Source organism: Vibrio sp. R78045, assembly GCF_042466085.1.
Taxonomy (GTDB): domain Bacteria; phylum Pseudomonadota; class Gammaproteobacteria; order Enterobacterales; family Vibrionaceae; genus Vibrio; species Vibrio cyclitrophicus.
Window position 1 is genome coordinate 1,238,600 of the sequence record NZ_JAXHBS010000008.1, and the last position, 19,719, is coordinate 1,258,318.

Genomic DNA, 19,719 nt, shown 5'->3' on the forward strand with positions numbered 1-19,719 from the left:
TAAACGTGTCAGCCTTACAACATCAGACCTAAATCACGAAAACTGTAAAAAATTGTACGATTGAACCGAAATACATTCAATTGTCCTACAATAAGACGTATATTATTGCTAATTCCTTTCAGTCAACTTGAAAATAAGTGAGTTAGAATGAGCGACCAAAAATCTCTTGATGCAATCAGGAAGATGAAGCTGGAGAATGATACTTCAGCAGGTAATCTTGTAGACCTACTCCCTATCGAAGTACAGAAACGTGACTTCGACCTATCATTCCTAGACAACTTGAGCGAAGCGCGTCCACGTCTTCTTGTTCAAGCTGATCAGTTAGAAGAATTCAAAGCGAAAGTGAAAGCTGATGAAGCTCACTGTATGTTTGATGATTTCTACAACAACTCGACAGTTAAGTTCCTTGAGACTGCTCCTTTTGAAGAGCCTCAAGCGTACCCAGCTGAGACGGTAGGTAAAGCCTCTTTATGGCGTCCTTACTGGCGTCAAATGTACGTTGATTGCCAAATGGCATTGAACGCGACACGTAACCTAGCTATCGCTGGTGTAGTAAAAGAAGACGAAGCGCTCATTGCTAAAGCAAAAGCTTGGACTTTAAAACTGTCTACCTACGATCCAGAAGGCGTGACTTCTCGTGGCTATAACGACGAAGCGGCTTTCCGTGTTATCGCTGCTATGGCTTGGGGCTACGACTGGTTACACGGTTACTTCACCGATGAAGAGCGTCAGCAAGTTCAAGATGCTTTGATTGAGCGTCTAGACGAAATCATGCACCACCTAAAAGTGACGGTTGATCTATTGAACAACCCGCTAAACAGCCACGGTGTTCGTTCGATCTCTTCTGCTATTATTCCAACGTGTATCGCGCTTTACCACGATCACCCGAAAGCAGGCGAGTACATCGCATACGCGCTAGAATACTACGCAGTACATTACCCGCCATGGGGCGGTGTAGACGGCGGTTGGGCTGAAGGTCCGGATTACTGGAACACACAAACTGCATTCCTAGGTGAAGCATTCGATCTATTGAAAGCATACTGTGGCGTAGACATGTTTAACAAAACATTCTATGAAAACACCGGTGACTTCCCGCTTTACTGTATGCCTGTTCACTCTAAGCGCGCGAGCTTTTGTGACCAGTCTTCAATCGGTGATTTCCCAGGTCTAAAACTGGCTTACAACATCAAGCACTATGCGGGTGTTAACCAGAAGCCTGAATACGTTTGGTACTATAATCAATTGAAAGGCCGTGATACTGAAGCACACACCAAATTCTACAACTTCGGTTGGTGGGACTTCGGTTACGACGATCTTCGTTTCAACTTCCTTTGGGATGCACCTGAAGAGAAAGCACCATCGAACGATCCACTGTTGAAAGTATTCCCAATCACGGGTTGGGCTGCATTCCACAACAAGATGACTGAGCGTGATAACCATATCCATATGGTATTTAAATGTTCTCCGTTTGGCTCAATCAGCCACTCTCACGGTGACCAAAATGCATTCACGTTGCATGCATTCGGTGAAACGCTAGCGTCAATCACTGGCTACTACGGTGGTTTCGGTGTTGATATGCACACGAAATGGCGTCGTCAAACGTTCTCTAAAAACCTTCCACTATTTGGCGGCAAAGGTCAGTATGGTGAGAACAAGAACACAGGCTACGAAAACCACCAAGATCGTTTCTGTATCGAAGCGGGCGGTACTATTTCTGACTTCGACACAGAATCTGATGTGAAGATGGTTGAAGGTGATGCAACGGCTTCTTACAAGTACTTCGTTCCTGAAATTGAATCTTACAAGCGTAAGGTCTGGTTCGTTCAAGGTAAAGTATTCGTAATGCAAGACAAGGCAACGCTTTCTGAAGAGAAAGATATGACTTGGCTCATGCATACCACTTTCGCAAACGAAGTGGCAGACAAGTCTTTCACTATCCGCGGCGAAGTTGCGCACCTAGACGTAAACTTTATTAACGAGTCTGCTGATAACATCACTTCAGTTAAGAACGTTGAAGGCTTTGGTGAAGTTGACCCATACGAGTTCAAAGATCTTGAGATCCACCGTCACGTTGAAGTGGAATTCAAGGCGTCTAAAGAGCACAACATCCTGACGCTTCTTGTTCCTAATAAGAACGAAGGCGAACAAGTTGAAGTGTCTCACAAGCTTGAAGGCAACATGTTAGTGCTCAATGTTGACGGTGAAACGGTTTCGATCGAACTGTAATTCGCTGAAGTAACAGAAGCTAGATATAAAAACTCCGAGTGAAAGTTCGGAGTTTTTTTTTGCCTAGCGAAAATGACAATCTTTATTCCAATGTACCTTCATTTTACTTGGGTTAATGCTAAAGAGCATTTGATAGCCTCTCAACGGCAAACCAATGGTACGGGCTGATGGAGCTGATGTAGGGCAAGACAGGACACGTATTCGACAATAATGTTGAGTGCAAATGTTCAGGGTCGTATAAGAGGCTCGTATGTATGGCTTTGTGGTTTCCAAGAAATTTTCATCACTTATTAATAATGAAGGACCTCAGCCACTGGTAGAAAAAGAAATAGAGAACTAAAAGTAGGTTGGTTTTAGTGTGCTCATATTTATTGCGTTAACTATAATGTGCGACATTTTTTAAATGAACGGTTTCTTAAAGGGGATATCGTTCCGGTAAATATAAAACGTAAGCCATATTTTGTCGTAAATTGTATCGCCGTCACAACTTACGCCTAAGCATCAAATGAATGCCTTAAAACTATTGCGAAACGAGAAAGACGTAGTTATTATAATGAGCATATAATCATACAATACTATATTTGGAGTTTGAACATGACTAAACCTGTAATCGGTTTCATTGGCCTAGGTCTTATGGGCGGCAACATGGTTGAAAACCTGCAAAAGCGCGGCTACCACGTAAACGTAATGGACCTAAGCGCTGAAGCTGTTGCTCGCGTTACAGATCGCGGCAATGCGACTGCATTCACTTCTGCTAAAGAACTCGCTGCAGCAAGTGACATTGTTCAATTTTGTCTTACAACTTCAGCTGTTGTTGAAAAAATCGTATACGGCGAAGATGGCGTTCTTGCGGGCATCAAAGAAGGCGCAGTACTAGTAGACTTCGGTACTTCTATCCCTGCTTCTACTAAGAAGATCGGTGCAGCTCTTGCTGAGAAAGGCGCTGGCATGATCGACGCTCCTCTAGGCCGTACACCTGCACACGCTAAAGATGGTCTTCTGAACATCATGGCTGCTGGCGACATGGAAACTTTCAACAAAGTTAAACCTGTTCTTGAAGAGCAAGGCGAAAACGTATTCCACCTAGGTGCTCTAGGTTCAGGTCACGTGACTAAGCTTGTGAACAACTTCATGGGTATGACAACTGTTGCGACTATGTCTCAAGCTTTCGCTGTTGCTCAACGCGCTGGTGTTGATGGCCAACAACTGTTTGATATCATGTCTGCAGGTCCATCTAACTCTCCGTTTATGCAATTCTGTAAGTTCTACGCTGTAGACGGTGAAGAGAAGCTAGGTTTCTCTGTTGCAAACGCAAACAAAGACCTTGGCTACTTCCTTGCTCTTTGTGAAGAGCTAGGTACTGAGTCTCTAATTGCTCAAGGTACTGCAACAAGCCTACAAGCTGCTGTTGACGCAGGCATGGGTAACAACGATGTACCAGTAATCTTCGACTACTTCGCTAAACTAGAGAAGTAATCGACGTACGACCTCGTTAGGGTATGGCTTGTCTTTTTGGCAGCGATACCTCAACGAGGTTCGTTTTTATCTGCAGTTCATATTTTCTCATACAACTCTTCGTAATCGTTTTTCTTTCTACTATTCTTCCTTTCTAATTACGTTCTGTTTTGCCTAATCAAAGCTCTAATTTGATTTCAACTCTTAATGCGTTAGTTTCCAACGCCATTCAGCTTCAAGCCATTATCCTCGTATCAAACCAATCGCCTATCTTTTGGTAAACCGAAACCTTAGTCAATTAAGTTCCTAGTAAACCAAGCCGCAAACTTTAAAACCAACACTGTTGTTGTCTAGCTTTAAGCGGATTATCAGCTCGAACACCTGAAAAGAAAGCAAAAAAAAGCCCACACAGCTGGTGACTATGTGGGCGTATTCGGACGAGCCGTCTGAAAAAACGAATGAACAATCATAAGTGAAATAACGATTAACGAGATCCCCCGACAGTTTCTACGTTAAACGTGTTCAATGACCTCAAAGCAAATTGCTTCAATTACCACTTTGAATTGAACAAAAGGATTCAGAAAGAACTTAAGTTATGATTCAAATACACCATACATCAAGGCTTATTGTATTACAAATAAATCTTGGTCTTGAATGCCTTTAGTGAATGGTTGGTTTGTGAAAGTGTGAGTTCATCGTCATTTTTACGCATGATTAGATCGCAGGGGATAGTTAAAATTATTGATGATAATTATCGGCGAAAATAGGATCTTTTTATTTAAAGTTCGGACATTTTACAAAATTTTGACGATTTTATCCGACAAGGATAAAGTAAAAATGCATAAATGATACCTATGTCACAGGGTGTTTACAGTCGGTTTTAATATATCAAGATCGCTCACAGAAAGAGTTGTCAATTAAACATACAATATTAATTAAATTGTGGTCGTAGCGATGAATCGACATGGATACGTAACGTTTTACCGTATCTTCGATAATGCAAAATATGACCATTTTATTCGGATGAAAATAATAGACATAGGTTATATGGATAATGAGTTTTATGAATTCAAAATTGTCTCTAGGGTTTAAAGGAAAACTGATTTTAATGGTGGCTATCGTTAGTACCAGTGCTTTAGTATTCACGAACTGGTTTACGCTCGATTTGGCGACAGAACAAGTCAACCAAACGATTTACAACGAGATCGACCATTCGTTAACGATAGAAATTAACCAAATTGAAAATACCGTTCAGAGAACCATCGATACCGTAAATTCAGTTGCTCAAGAGTTCATGAAGTCACCATACCAGGTACCTAACGAAGCGCTTATGCACTATGCCGCTAAGCTAGGTGGCATCGACAAAATTGTGGTGGGTTTCGACGACGGACGTTCTTATACATCTCGACCTTCAGAGTCTTTCCCTAACGGTGTTGGACTAAAAGAAAAGTATAACCCAACGACTCGCCCTTGGTATCAACAAGCGAAACTGAAGTCAGGTTTATCTTTTAGTGACCTATTTTTCACTAAGAGTACTCAAGTACCAATGATTGGTGTGACGTATTCGTATCAAGACCGTGTGATCATGGCAGACATTCGATTTGATGACTTAAAAGCGCAACTCGAACAGTTAGACGGAATTTATCAAGCGAAAGGTATCATTGTTGATGAAAGAGGGATGGTTGTTGCTTCAACAATAGAGAACGTACTTCCGCAAACCAACATATCTTCTGCAGACACGCAGATGAAACTCAAAAATGCCATTGAACAGCCTGATCAATTTATCGAGGGCGTAATTGATGGAAACCCAAGGATCTTGATGGCGAAGAAAGTTGATATCGGCAGCCAAAAAGAGTGGTACATGATATCCAGTATCGATCCTGAGCTAGCGCTCGATCAATTGAACGGTGTGATGTCAAGTACTCGAATGCTGATTGTCGCTTGTGTATTTGGTTCAGTGATACTGATGATATTACTTCTGAATCGTTTTTACCGCCCAATAGTGTCGCTGCGCAAAATCGTTCACGATCTATCTCAGGGCAACGGAGACTTAACTCGAAGGCTGGTAGAGAAGGGCAATGATGACTTAGGGCACATCGCTAAAGACATCAATTTGTTCATCATTGGCCTGCAAGAAATGGTTAAAGACGTGAAATTCAAGAACTCGGATCTCGATACCAAAGTTTTGAGTATTCGAGAGGGCTGTAAAGAGACCAGTAATGTATTGAAAGTTCACACTGACGAAACCGTTCAAGTTGTCTCTGCGATTAATGGGCTTTCAGAAGCGTCTAACGAAGTAGAGAAGAGCTCTCAATCGGCGGCAGACGCAGCGCGAGATGCGGCCGTGTTCAGTGATGAAACCAAGCAAATCAATACGGTAACTGAAACGTATATCAGTGATCTTGAAAAGCAAGTGTGCACGACTTCTGATGACATCCGGTCTATGGCCAACGAAACGCAGAGCATACAGTCTATCGTTTCTGTGATTGGTGGTATTGCTGAGCAAACCAACTTGCTGGCATTGAATGCGTCGATAGAAGCAGCGCGTGCCGGCGAACACGGTCGAGGTTTTGCTGTGGTGGCTGATGAAGTTCGTGCACTGGCTAACCGAACTCAAATCAGCACTTCTGAAATAGAAGAGGCGCTATTGGGTTTACAGTCGAAATCAGATGGTTTAGTTAAATCGATTGAACTGACCAAAAGTAATTGTGAGATGACTCGTGCTCAAGTAATCCAAGCGGTAAACATGCTGGCTAAGCTAACTGAGCAGATGGAAACCGTGAGCCGTTTCAATAACGACATTTCGGGGTCTTCTGTGGAGCAAAACGCATTGATTCAGAGTATTGCTAAGAACATGCATAAGATTGAAAGCTTCGTTGAAGAGCTGAACAAGTTAAGCCAAGACCAACTGACAGAGTCGGCAGAAATCAAAACGCTTAATGGCAGCGTCAGTGAGCTTATGAGCAGCTTTAAAGTTTAGCAGGTTCACAATTAATATTTAAATTGGGCGCTAATTAATACTAATTTTCAATAGCTTAACTTAATTTATCACACTGAAAGCCACTCAATAACGTTCGAGTTTAGAGTGGCATTTCTGCGTTTTATCATATAGAAAACGCCGTATTCCTTACTCATTTCACTTGATTTGTCGCATCTCACATTCTGATAATTACACAATTGACATAAAATAGTACAAATATACATTATCACTCAACTCTTATGGATAAGTGAGATAAATGTGAATAAGCCAATTTTTGTCGTCGTGCTCGCTTCGCTTACGTATGGCTGCGGTGGAAGCAGTTCAAATAATTCAAGTGACAGCAGTGACCCATCTGGTAGCAATCCAGGAACGTCTTATGGTGTTGTCGCACCTTACGATATCGCAAAATATCAAAACATACTCTCTAGTTCCGATCTTCAGGTATCGGATCCTAACGGCACAGAGGGTAACAAAACCTCTGAAGTGAAAGATGGCGATTTCGATGGTTACATCAGTGATTACTTTTATGCAGATGAAGAGACGGAAAACCTAATTTTTAAAATGGCGAACTATAAGATGCGTTCTGAGGTTCGTGAGGGAGAAAACTTCGATATCAATGAAACGGGTGTAAGACGAAGCCTGTATGCGGAAATAAGCTTACCTGATATCGAACATGCAATGGCGAGCTCACCTGCCGATCATGATGAAGTGACGATGTTACAGATACATAATAAAGGTACGGACGAGAGCGGAACTGGTTATATTCCTCATCCGCTATTACGTGTGGTTTGGGAACAAGAACGCGATGGTATCACAGGCCACTATTGGGCCGTAATGAAAAACAACGCCATTGACTGCAGCAGTGCTTCAGACTCTTCAAACTGTTATGCCACCTCTTATGATCGGTACGATTTAGGAGAGGCAGATCTTGATAGCTTTACTAAATTTGATCTTTCTGTTTATGAAAATACATTGTCGATCAAAGTGAATGATGAAGTAAAAGTGGACCAAGATATCGCCTATTGGGAGCATCTCCTAAGCTATTTTAAAGCGGGTATATATAACCAGTTTGAAAATGGTGAAGCTACGGCCTATTTTCAAGCGTTAAGATACACCACAACCCAAATCAGTGGTTCAAACGATTGGGATATTAATGATTGGAAGTTGACGATTCCCGCGAGCAAAGATACTTGGTATGGCAGTGGCGGCGATAGTGCTGCTGAATTAGAGCCTGAACGTTGTGAGTCGAGCAAGGGCCTTCTCGCTAATGACAGCGATGTCTACCATAGCGATATTGATCTTTCTTATTTCAACACGGATGAAGGAAGAATTCACTTTAGAGCGGATATGGGGTACGGCACTACGACACAAAATTCTAGCTATATTCGTTCTGAGTTAAGAGAGTTGTATCAAAGCAATGCACAACCGGATTGCAGCACCAGCGATGAAGACACTAGTTGGTATCTGAACGATATAAGAACAAGTGCAACCACTCACGAATTGACGGCAACATTACGAGTTGAAAACTATCCAAATCTCAATAACCAAGACCCGAAAGTGGTACTCGGACAAATCCATGGTTGGAAAATTAATCAAGCACTGGTGAAGCTCTTATGGGAAGGAGAGGATAAGCCCGTCCGAGTTATACTCAACTCCGATTTTGAGCGCAACAATCAAGATTGCAGCGATTGTGAACCATTCAGTGTTGAATTAGGTACATATTCAGCCAGTGAAGAGTGGCGATATACGATTCGAACCAATCAAGACGGTGTTTATCTGGCAACTCATGATTCAGATGGAACCAATACGGTTTCGCATTTAATTCCTTGGGGCGAAGATTACCAAGACAAAGACGGGGACACTGTTTCGTTAACGTCAGAGTGGACATCTACCGATATCGCATTCTATTTCAAAGCGGGTATCTATCCACAATTTAAGCCAGATAGCGACTATACAGGTGAAGTGTTTGATGTGAGCTTCAGTTCGTTAAGGGTTGAACATAACTGATTTGATAGATGGCTAATGAGCTATTACGGTAATTTTAAGACCACATTGGTGACTAACAATGTGGTCTTTTTACTTTTCGGAGAGGTGAATATAGGGTCCGTTCACAATGATGTATGACCAGCTGCGTTGAGTTTGAAAATGGCAATTTTATCTTGGAATTTTTAAGTTTGTGAGCTCATTTCGCATTCTGAATTAATATATATTGTCTTTTATCAATAGGAAATGTGATCCAGTTAAAGTATGGAAAAACGGAAAGTGTCCTCAGTCTCATTTATTCAACGAAATGTTTTATTTGTATTATAAGATTACGTAATATTTTTGTGTTATCGCAAATATTGAGAGAGGAATCGCCTTATAGCTCGTGTTTGCAGGTTCTACTTTCACTTATAAATGCTGCCTTTGTATTATAATAATGGATTAAATATGAAACAAATTACTATAAAAACCCTACTCGCTTCTTCTATCTTACTTGCGGTTGGTTGTGCGAGCACGAGCACACCTACTGCTGATTTTCCAAACAACAAAGAAACCGGTGAAGCTCTCCTGACGCCGGTTGCTATGACGGCTAGCAGCCACGATGGTAACGGTCCAGATCGTTTGTTTGACCAAGATCTAACAACACGTTGGTCTTCAGCAGGTGACGGCGAGTGGGCAATGTTGGACTATGGCTCAGTTCAAGAATTTGACGCTGTTCAGGCATCATTTAGCAAAGGTAACGAGCGTCAATCTAAATTTGATATTCAAGTCAGTGTTGATGGCGAAAGCTGGACAACAGTACTTGAGAACCAAATGAGTTCAGGTAAAGCGATTGGCCTAGAGCGTTTCCAGTTTGAGCCAGCAGTTCAAGCTCGTTACGTACGATACGTTGGTCACGGCAACACCAAAAACGGTTGGAACAGTGTGACTGAGTTAGCTGCTGTTAACTGTAACGTTAACGCTTGTCCTACTAGCCACATTATTACCCCTGCAGTAGTAGCAGCAGAACAAACAATGATCGCTGAAATGAAAGCTGCGGAAAAAGCGCGTAAGGCAGCACGTAAAGATCTACGTTCTGGTAATTTCGGTGTCGCAGCGGTTTACCCTTGTGAGACAACAGTGAAATGTGAAACACGCACTGCGTTACCTGTACCAACGGGTTTACCTGAAACACCTCTAGCAGGTAATGCTCCGAGCGAAAACTTTGATATGACCCACTGGTATCTATCTCAGCCTTTCGATCATGATAAAAATGGCAAGCCTGATGATGTTTCTGAGTGGAACCTAGCAAACGGTTACCAGCATCCAGAAATCTTCTATACTGCTGACGATGGCGGCCTAGTATTCAAAGCTTACGTGAAGGGTGTACGTACCTCTAAAAACACTAAGTACGCACGTACGGAGCTTCGTGAAATGATGCGCCGTGGTGACCAATCTATTAGCACTAAGGGTGTTAACAAGAACAACTGGGTATTTTCAAGCGCGCCTGAATCAGATTTAGAAGCGGCAGCGGGTATTGATGGTGTTCTAGAAGCTACCTTGAAAATCGATCACGCAACAACGACCGGTAATGCGAACGAAGTAGGCCGCTTTATCATTGGTCAGATTCATGATCAAAACGATGAGCCAATTCGTTTGTACTACCGTAAACTACCAAACCAAGCAACGGGTGCGGTTTACTTTGCACACGAAAGCCAAGATGCGACAAAAGAAGATTTTTACCCTCTAGTGGGCGATATGACAGCTGAAGTAGGTGACGATGGTATCGCGCTTGGTGAGGTGTTCAGCTACCGTATTGACGTTAAAGGCAACACGATGACTGTTAGCTTAATGCGTGAAGGCAAAGATGACGTTGTACAAGTCGTAGATATGAGCGAAAGCGGCTACGACGCAGGTGGTAAGTACATGTACTTCAAGGCTGGTGTATATAATCAAAACATCAGTGGTGACCTAGACGATTATTCACAAGCGACTTTCTACCAGCTAGACGTATCGCACGATCAATACAAAAAGTAATCTAAACGGATAAACAATAGCCTCCAACCTCTCGAGTTTGGAGGCTTTTTTGTGTCTGTTATTTGGGCAGAAACCATCAGTTGTTAAAGATAGGCATATAGATTAAAAGTTGGTGGTTGACCTTAACTTCTGTTTTGAGCATCCTCTTTCCGATCCCCTAATCTAATATCCAACACATAGCCTTTCATTCGTTCATAGACCTGCATCAATAAGCCATATATTAACAATCTAGGGTTAGTGTTAAACATTGGCTTAGGTTGCTTTGGGTTTGTTCAAACTGATCGCCATATCGCTATCAATACTTATATTTAACACTAGATACTAAGGGCAATTTATTGGCTGATAATACCTTGCACCTAGGATGATTAGTTCTGGAAGTCATTGAATAAACAACGGGGTTTGTATCGGTAAACTGAAATTGAGTTGGCTATTAAAAGCCCAAATAACAGGACGGGGAGGTTAGGAGGTTACTACTTTTGAAGTTAGGAGCTTTTAGAGATTTAGATGAGTAGGTTTGAGGTATATATTGGAATACCGATTACAAAAAAGCCTCTAGCAGAACTAGAGGCTATTGGCGCAATCAAAGAGTTATTACTCAGCAGTAAATTGAGCTACACGTTCTTGAATTTGTACATCAGTCAGAACTGTATTCCAAACTGCGATATTGTCCACCGACCCATCGAAGTTTTTATCACTACTAGAAGAGCCACCTAAAAGAATAAATTTGTCATCTGTTGTATTTTCAATAACAGAAAAATCGACACTTTTCGAGTGAGCAAGAGTACCATCTATATATAAGTTAGCAGTCGAATCTAAGTGGTTGTAAGTCGCTAAGATGTGATACCAATTATCTTCAACAAGATAAACGTCTCCTTCACTAGACTTCGCTTCTGTACTCAAGCCCTTGTCATCTGCATCAAGACCGCCGTAAACCTTAAACTTGATGGAGTTGTCTGATGACTCGAGGTAGAGTTTAAACCCCAAGTAGTCACTAGTTTCTGCAAAATCAACAAGTGAAACGTCGGAATCATACCCAAAACGATCTGCTTTAATAACCGTCTCTACAGAGAATGAATCCTCAATGGCTTGAGCTCCAGTAGTAGTTGTCGAAGTTGCATTGTAGTAAATGTAACCATAGCCTCCACCTGTAGCTGAATCTTGGTCAATATGCATAGCTCCAGTACCTGCAGCGCCAGAGGTCGTAGTGATCAAAGGAGAGCCTGATTTACTTGTCAAATCATTGTCGGCACTACCGCTGTCAGTTGTGTAGTCAGCGTTGTCAAAAGTGTACTCATTTAAAGCAACCGGGAAGTCACCATCTACTGGTGGCTCAGGCTCAGTATTGCCACCATCAACAACAACTGTCGCTTCCGCAGTATTGTTGTTGTACGGATTACCTGATAGCGCTTGGCCGTTCGGGTAATTGTTAAAGTTATCTTCAAACACTAGCTCATCAGAAGCTGTGTCATTCGAATAAACTTTAAAGTTGTCAGCGTTTAACTCGTAGTGTGTTGTGTTAGAAGTATCACCAAGCTTCAATGACACGATAGTAACGGCAGCTTTGTCGAAAGCCTCAAAACCGTTGCCGCTATTGTCGTATACAGTGTCATTGACTTTGAATGTGTAGTAACCGCTCGCCCAACTGATTTCAACCGCGAGATCTTCACCTAAAGTGTAAGTGCCTACAGGCTCATCAGGAATTTGAGGTTTACCGCTACTATCGGTAACCGTGGAACGGTAGAAAATTTCTCCAGCATTAAAAATAACTTCGCCGTGTAAATTAGTGTTAGAAGTACCAGAAGCGTAGAGACTAATATAAGCGTTGTTACCTGAACCATTCGCTTCTTGCTCGGTGTCTTCATCTACTTGGTAGATTAAGTCAACGGTTACCTTTCCTGATGCGATACTGTCTACTGTTGCCCCTGTGCTGCTGTCAGACAATTTCAAACGTAGTTCACCCACATCATTCTTTACACCGCCATTGTTGGTGTCCAAGATTTGAACGTAGCCATTGATACCATTTGCTTCATTGGCTTCACTGATAGCTTCTTGTACGGCGTCAGTCGCAGTTTGGTCTGAACCAGAGTAGTCTATGCCAGTGGTGTTATCTGAAATATTCAGAGCACCAGCGTCATCGAAAGAAAAAACACCATCTAGAATTTCGATCGTTGATGTGCCTGTTTCATAATATGTGAAAGAGACCGTACCGGCTTCTTCATCATAATTATTAGTAGAAGCACTTGCATCTTTAATCGTGTAAGTACCTAAGTCATCATCATCGTCATAGTATTTATGATTGCCATCTTCTTGGAAAACATAAACATTTGGTAGATCAGCGTTTGATGACGCGGAAATTGAAGAAGAGTTACCATCACTGATTTGCCAGTAACCTGTTGTTAGTACTGACTCTTGGCTGCCAGCACCTGAATCCGTCGGAATAGGTAAACCGTCACTGTTACAACCAAATAATAAACCTGTCGAAAGAGCAACAGCTGTAGCGACTTTAGAAATCTGCATAAAATATTCTCTTTATGATATTAAATCCATATGTAAATCACATAAGAAATAGATAATGAATAGTCGTTAAATATTTATTAGGATGAAACTAACGTTAATTAGAACATCCTATTATTTAAATAAAGTGCTTAAAATATGCCCCAAAAATTTACAAGAGGAGAGGGGTATTTTATAAATTGACTATTTCTAATTAGAATGAGTAAGCAACACCAACACGGTATTTTGCTTCGCGATCTTTAGAAGATGAGCTGATATCAGAAGACCAAATTTCAGCAAAAGGTTTCCAAGAACCGAACTTGTAGTTTACTTTTAAGCCAGCATCCCATTCCCAGTCATCACTATTATAAAGAAGTACGTTATCCAAAGATTTTACATAGTTTGCTTCGTAAGAAAGACCAAGCTTCGGTAGAGACTCAATTTTATATGCACCTGTTAGCGTTATTTTGGATTTTTGAGCTGATTCTAAACGTTCGCCAGTTTCTGAATCCTTATCACCAAACTGTGTATGGTTGCGGAAATCAGCATATTCATGACGGTAACGAATAGCGGTTGTTAAACCCATGTCTGCTTTGTAGCCAACGCGGAATTGTGGTTTGTAAGTGACTTTTTTCATTTTCCAGTCACCTTCGTTAGAATTAGGCTCATCCCAATCCCAAGCAATAGGCATACCCACTTGTAGATACCAATTGTTATCTATTTTGTATGTCGCAGTGTTATCGATTTCCATACCATAGATGTACCAATTGCCACCGTAAAAACTCTGGCTGTTCGCTGATTTAACTTCGCCAGAATCTGCGTCGTAGTAAGAATCGTCAGTATGGAATTTAACTTCAAGGCCCGTTGAGTGCTTCCACTTATCTGACAGTTTAAAGCTTTCACCTAGCTTCACTCGGTGTTGATGGCGAGCGTCTACGTGAGCCGTGTCGCCATTTGTTTTTGTATAATCCGTCGCAGCACGATACTCGTAACGATAATCAAGAGATGCACCAGTAGCTGTGCCCGCTAAAAGAGTACATGCAACAGCTGCAGCAATTTTTGTAACAGAATTCATACCTTTGTCTCACTATTATTTTTTTATTCTGGATACATCCAATGTACCCGTGGCTCACAAACCAATACCTTACATGGTATTAAATTAATGTATGACAAATATGGTATTTATTATTGAGTCAGATTTCTGTGAGATCTATCAAAAAGTTCTGACTAATGGCCCAAATATATAGCTAAATGTTATGAATATCTCAATTTAGGGCTTGTGTATTAAATCAATCATGACGTACTTCTCATATTCACAAACCTTAGAAACTCACTTTTTTGCATGTGTTAAAATAATACAAATATTAAGTGTTTCTATATGTTAATAATGATGATTTTAACCATCGTGGCTTAAACATAGGGAGCATGTTGAGAGGCATAAATATAAACCATAGCCAGATGTTTAATAAAAGTTAAAAAATGGCTAAATGTAAATTCTATTTATCGGTTGGCTTATTTAAGTCGAAGAGAAAATATTTAGTACTAATTCGTGTTCAAAAGTGGTTTCTGTACTGAGTGTGTACTCGGTATCTGTTAACAATAAAGGATGAGTCATGTTTAAGAAAAACATATTAGCAGTGGCGCTATTAGCGACTGTACCAATGGTTACTTTCGCAAATAACGGTGTTTCTTACCCCGTACCTGCCGATAAATTCGATATGCACAATTGGAAAATAACTATACCTTCAGATATCAATGAAGATGGTCGTGTTGATGAAATAGAAGGGGTGGCAATGATGAGCTACTCACATAGCGACTTCTTCCATCTGGATAAAGATGGCAATCTTGTATTTGAAGTGCAGAACCAAGCGATTACGACTAAGAACTCGAAGAATGCACGTTCTGAACTGCGTCAGATGCCACGTGGTGCAAACTTTTCGATTGATACTGCTGATAAAGGAAACCAATGGGCACTGTCTAGCCACCCATCTGCCTCAGAGTACAGTGCGGTTGGTGGAACGCTGGAAGCGACATTAAAAGTCAATCATGTCTCTATGAACGCTAAATTCCCAGAGAGATATCCAGCTCATTCAGTCGTTGTTGGCCAAATACACGCTAAGAAACACAATGAACTGATTAAAGCGGGAACAGGTTACGGCCACGGTAATGAACCACTGAAGATCTTCTACAAGAAGTTTCCGGGCCAAGAAATGGGCTCAGTATTTTGGAACTATGAACGTAACCTAGAGAAGAAAGATCCTAACCGTGCCGACATCGCTTATCCTGTTTGGGGCAACACTTGGGAAAACCCAGCAGAACCGGGTGAAGCGGGCATTGCACTAGGCGAAGAGTTTAGTTACAAAGTGGAAGTAAAAGGTACCATGATGTATCTAACGTTTGAAACAGAGCGTCACGATACGGTTAAGTATGAAATCGACCTGAGTAAAGGTGTCGATGAACTTGACTCACCAACGGGCTATGCTGAAGATGATTTTTACTATAAAGCTGGCGCATATGGCCAGTGTAGCGTAAATGACACTCACCCTGTTTGGGGCCCAGGTTGTGCTGGCACTGGCGATTTTGCGGTCGATAAAAAGAATGGCGACTACAACAGTGTTACTTTCTCTGCTCTTAAGCTTAACGGCAAATAGATACGGAATAGAGCAGGTAACAAGTTAGCTCAATCAAGCATTTTTAATGGCCACTTAGCTCAATGTTAAGTGGCCTTTTTTTATTCGAGCCTTTGTGTATGGCACTTGTGTTTGTTCGTGCATCTAACATATCAAGACGGCTGGTTGCTCTTGATTAATGTCATATGCGGTCTGATTATCGAGGTTTGTAAATGGCTCTCACTTAAGCTATTGAGCGTTAGTTAACCCAAGGGGGTTGATTAACTCAAAACTAGAATCCATCCAATATAAAACAAAACAGCCTTGTCAGAAGACAAGGCTGTTAATCAAACTGCTTAGAGCTTAGAGCTTAGAGCTTAGAGCTTAGAGCTTAGAGGGTACGACGGCGTTTAGTCATACATCAACTCATTGGCTTTGTTTGCATCAAACTCTTTCAAAGACTTGCGTGCCAAGTGTCTAAACGGAAATGCTTTGACTATCTCTTCAAATGGCTGGACTGCAAATGCCCAAAAGATAGAGCCATCTAAGCCGAGGATAATCAACGCACACAAAGGGATTGAAATAACCCACTGGCCAGTAAAATTAATTTTAAATACAGCGGTTGTCTTGCCCAGTGCTCTCAAAACGTTTCCGTGAACAGTATTGTAGCCACGAGCAATCGGTAAGAATATGTAGAGCGGAGCAATAACAGCTAATGCTTGATAGGTTGAAGGATCTAAATCTGGGTAGATGTCTCCAATTACTACGCTCAATCCAGCAAATAGAACCGCGCAAATAATAGAAACACCCACAGCAACATCAATACTGGTATCAACGTTTTTGGCGAGATCATCCATTTTTTTGGACCCGATCGCTTGGCTGATCGTAATAGCTGAAGAATGAGCCCAAGCAGTAATGAACTGAGAGCCAGCTCTGATCCAAGGCATCACTAAGGTAATCGCTACATAGGCGTTTATATTGAGCTGCGAGTACAGCAATTGGTAAATGGTCGCACCAATTAATAACATGGTTACATTTGCGGCGACCGGGAATATTTCAATAAAGTGGCGTCGAACGTTTGTAATGAATTCAGATTTTTGAGCACTTAGCTTGAGTGATAATGTTGAACTTAAATGAACACACAGAGCCAAATAGAGTAAGCGTATGGTGATTGCAATAATGCTACCTAGTGCAGCGCCTTGAACACCAATGCCTTCAAACGTTGAAAAGCCGTGAATAAGCACATAAGAAAGTACGGCGTTGATCGGCAGTTCAATCAAGTAACCTTTAAAGGGTACTTTAGTTCTTCCTAGTGCATTAAAAAGAGCGATGATGACTTGTGTTAATGCGGTGAAAATCACCAGATATTTAGAAATATCAAGATAGCGACTGATTTCTAATTGGAGTGCGTTATCGTCAGTTAAGGCTTGAATTAGAGGCTGTTCGAAAAAGGTTAATAGAAACCAAAATACCGTTGCTATGCCCAGGTTAATGAACAGACCTGCCCAAAATGCTTTTGAAAGAGAAGCTGCGATACCAGAGCCCACAGCACGGCTGAGTACCAGTTGTGTACCATTTGCCAGTGCCATTTGTATACCTAGCACGAATGCAACAATGGTTGTAGCAATCCCCATTGCTGCGAGTGGAATTTCTCCAAGTGGAGAAACAAGAAGCGTGTCGATCATCAACATCGACTGCATCAAAATACCATTCAAGGCTAGGGGCCAAGCGAGAGAGAAGTTTTTCCTTACGTACGATTGCGAAGACACAAACAACACCTTATGTGTATATAACCGTAAGTTTTCTCTGAGATGACCTGAGTTCAACGTATAAAGATGAAACACTACGGTAATTGATGGTTAAACAAGACTGAGAGCCAAAACAAGATTGATTGTTTAAGCAAAACTAATCGTAAAAGTAAAACTGACGGCTAGGGCACCGTAGACAGTCGAATATGAGTTGATTCGTGTCTAATTAGAAATCTAAACACAAATCAGCTCAAGTAAACTTCGGTTATGCGAACGCTAATTCAACCTTAGATAATTTTTGGTTTTCATCATCAAGTAATAATTGAGAGGCTACACGTGCCTGCTTGGCATTGCCTGACATGATCGCATCGTATATTGCTTTATGCTCTTCTAAACAGAAGCGACCACCTTCTGCTGAATGGTCGATAAACTGTTTGAAGATTGTCGACAAGATGTTTGCGAACGGGATGTAAAACTGGTTGCCAGTCGATAAGAAGATCGTCTGGTGAAATAGGTGGTCGTGCGTTGTCCACTCTTCATAGTCATAGGCGTTAGCCGCTAGAGTCATTTTTTGGAAAAGAATAGAGAGTTCTTTACGCTGCTCGACGGTTGCGTTGGTTGCCGCCAATGCACATGCTTCTGGATCTATCGCTTTTCTTAAACCCAAAAATTGAGACAAGAAAGGTTTGGTGTCTTCTAAATCTTGAATCCAATAGAGTAATTGCGGATCTAAGAAGTGCCATTGTGTTCTCGGTTTGATACGAGTGCCAACTTTGGGCTTTGATTCAATGAGTCCTTTTGCAGAAAGCAGCTTGGTGGATTCTCTAAGGGCAGTTCTGCTCACTCCAAAGATCTCGCACAGCTCCATTTCGCTGGGTAACTTCTGATTTTCTTCTAACTCGCCAGACAAGATCTTACGAGCAATTTGTCTCGCCACTTGAACATGAATTCGGCGGCTTGAATCTTCCACCAATGTAAATATTGACATTTAAACCACCTGAAATTGAAACTTTAAAAAAACAAAAAAAACCAGACGAATCTGGCGTTTTTATGTCAGTGTATACGTCTATGTTGTGTGAGGTTTTCCCTCATCTACTAAGGTCTTTGACCAAATGTAATGCGCTTATATAACGGTGTGATCTTATTAGCTTCGCGACTTTATATCGCTCTGCGATCTTATTAACTTTGTGACCTTGCTAAAACTAATTTTGCTCGCCTTTTTAATTAGGGATCTAGGGCGCTATTTGTCCGCCGTTAACATCCAGAATTTGCCCTGTGATGTAACCGCTGCAAGCATGTGAGGCAAAGAAAGCAAAAGTAGGTGCTACTTCTTCAATACTGCCAAAGCGACCCATAGGGATATTGCTAGCAATGGTCGACTTTAGCTCATCGCTTTTGCCGTCATGAAATGCGGTATCGATAGTGCCTGGTGAAACTATGTTGAAACGGATATTGTCTTTAGCAAATTCTTTTACCCAGTTCCGATGGATATCGTGTAACCAAGCTTTCGATGCGGCATATACACCAGCACCCACACCACCACCTTCACGAGCGGCAATCGAACCCGTGCTAATAACACACGATGTTTGGCCAGACTCTGCGGCAGACGCACGTAAGTGAGGAATAGAGAATTTGGTTGTCATTAACGCAGAACGAACATTTAGGTTCATTACTCGTTCATAAAATTCGTCATCGATATTTTCTAGGTTGGCACGACCGCCAAGACCGCCTGCGTTATTGATCAACACATCCATCCCACCGAAGTGTTCGGTGAACTCGTTAACTAATTTTTCGCAATCCGATGTTTCCATCAAGTTCGCAGGGAAAAATGCAACATCGCCACCAAGCTCCTTGAGTTCGGCAATAACGTCATCAACTTTTGGGCTAGAAGCACGACTATTGATACCAATTTTTGCACCATACTTTGCGAAAATACGTGCTGTAGCTAAGCCCATACCAGCAGTAGAGCCAGTAATTAGAATGCGTTTGCCTTTTAAATCGTTAAACATCACAGTCGCCTATATTGTAGATCATTCGCGTTAATAAATCATACAATAACACTTGCAGTATTCAAGGATAGTCATCTCAAAACTGATCATCAACGACATAAATAGTGAGAGTAAGAGTCGTTTTGTGAGTTTGCGCATACAAAAAACGGTGTAAATAAGAACTATTTGTATGAATAAATGTTTTTAATTAGTTTGATGAA

11 protein-coding genes are annotated in these 19,719 nt (G+C 41.5%); 6 read left to right on the top strand and 5 right to left on the bottom strand.

Annotated elements, in window-relative coordinates:
• Positions 1–147: 147 nt before the first annotated feature.
• The 5 genes from SJY39_RS07895 to SJY39_RS07915 all read left to right on the top strand — a co-directional run bounded on the left by SJY39_RS07895 (position 148) and on the right by SJY39_RS07915 (position 10,660).
• Entirely contained in the window at positions 148–2,226 is a 2,079-nt protein-coding gene (locus SJY39_RS07895; RefSeq protein WP_010438362.1) for a DUF4962 domain-containing protein, read from the top strand.
• A gap of 594 nt (positions 2,227–2,820) precedes the next feature.
• Complete coding sequence (locus tag SJY39_RS07900; RefSeq protein ID WP_004733521.1) at positions 2,821–3,702, top strand: NAD(P)-dependent oxidoreductase; 882 nt, start codon at positions 2,821–2,823, stop codon at positions 3,700–3,702.
• A 1,087-nt stretch (positions 3,703–4,789) separates the two neighbouring features.
• Complete coding sequence (locus SJY39_RS07905) at positions 4,790–6,661, top strand: methyl-accepting chemotaxis protein (RefSeq protein WP_010438366.1); 1,872 nt, start codon at positions 4,790–4,792, stop codon at positions 6,659–6,661.
• A 258-nt stretch (positions 6,662–6,919) separates the two neighbouring features.
• Positions 6,920–8,668: a polysaccharide lyase family 7 protein gene (locus tag SJY39_RS07910; RefSeq protein ID WP_016791659.1), complete on the top strand. Its 1,749-nt coding sequence runs from the start codon at positions 6,920–6,922 to the stop codon at positions 8,666–8,668.
• A 423-nt stretch (positions 8,669–9,091) separates the two neighbouring features.
• The gene (locus tag SJY39_RS07915; RefSeq protein WP_010438370.1) at positions 9,092–10,660 is read left to right on the top strand and encodes a polysaccharide lyase family 7 protein; all 1,569 of its coding nucleotides are present in this window, start codon (positions 9,092–9,094) and stop codon (positions 10,658–10,660) included.
• A 591-nt stretch (positions 10,661–11,251) separates the two neighbouring features.
• Here the strand turns inward: SJY39_RS07915 and SJY39_RS07920 are convergent.
• Both SJY39_RS07920 and SJY39_RS07925 read right to left on the bottom strand, forming a co-directional pair.
• A complete protein-coding gene (locus tag SJY39_RS07920; RefSeq protein WP_016785029.1) occupies positions 11,252–13,177 on the bottom strand; it encodes a LamG domain-containing protein in 1,926 nt (641 codons plus the stop codon).
• A gap of 190 nt (positions 13,178–13,367) precedes the next feature.
• Positions 13,368–14,228, bottom strand: coding sequence for an oligogalacturonate-specific porin KdgM family protein (locus SJY39_RS07925; RefSeq protein WP_016785030.1), 861 nt, complete (start codon positions 14,226–14,228; stop codon positions 13,368–13,370).
• 538 nt (positions 14,229–14,766) lie between these two features.
• Between SJY39_RS07925 and SJY39_RS07930 the strand changes: the two genes are divergently transcribed.
• Entirely contained in the window at positions 14,767–15,804 is a 1,038-nt protein-coding gene (locus SJY39_RS07930) for a polysaccharide lyase family 7 protein (RefSeq protein WP_016785031.1), read from the top strand.
• Between the two features lie 368 nt (positions 15,805–16,172).
• Here the strand turns inward: SJY39_RS07930 and SJY39_RS07935 are convergent, their stop codons facing one another.
• The 3 genes from SJY39_RS07935 to SJY39_RS07945 form a co-directional block, all read right to left on the bottom strand.
• Positions 16,173–17,540, bottom strand: a complete 1,368-nt coding sequence (locus SJY39_RS07935; protein ID WP_080572738.1) for an MATE family efflux transporter — start codon at positions 17,538–17,540, stop codon at positions 16,173–16,175.
• Between the two features lie 235 nt (positions 17,541–17,775).
• Positions 17,776–18,498 carry a FadR/GntR family transcriptional regulator gene (locus SJY39_RS07940; RefSeq protein ID WP_010438380.1) on the bottom strand — a complete coding sequence of 241 codons (723 nt, stop codon included), beginning with the start codon at positions 18,496–18,498 and terminating at the stop codon, positions 17,776–17,778.
• Positions 18,499–18,742: 244 nt separating this feature from the next.
• Positions 18,743–19,519, bottom strand: coding sequence for an SDR family NAD(P)-dependent oxidoreductase (locus SJY39_RS07945; RefSeq protein WP_016787918.1), 777 nt, complete (start codon positions 19,517–19,519; stop codon positions 18,743–18,745).
• Between the last annotated feature and the right edge of the window lie 200 nt (positions 19,520–19,719).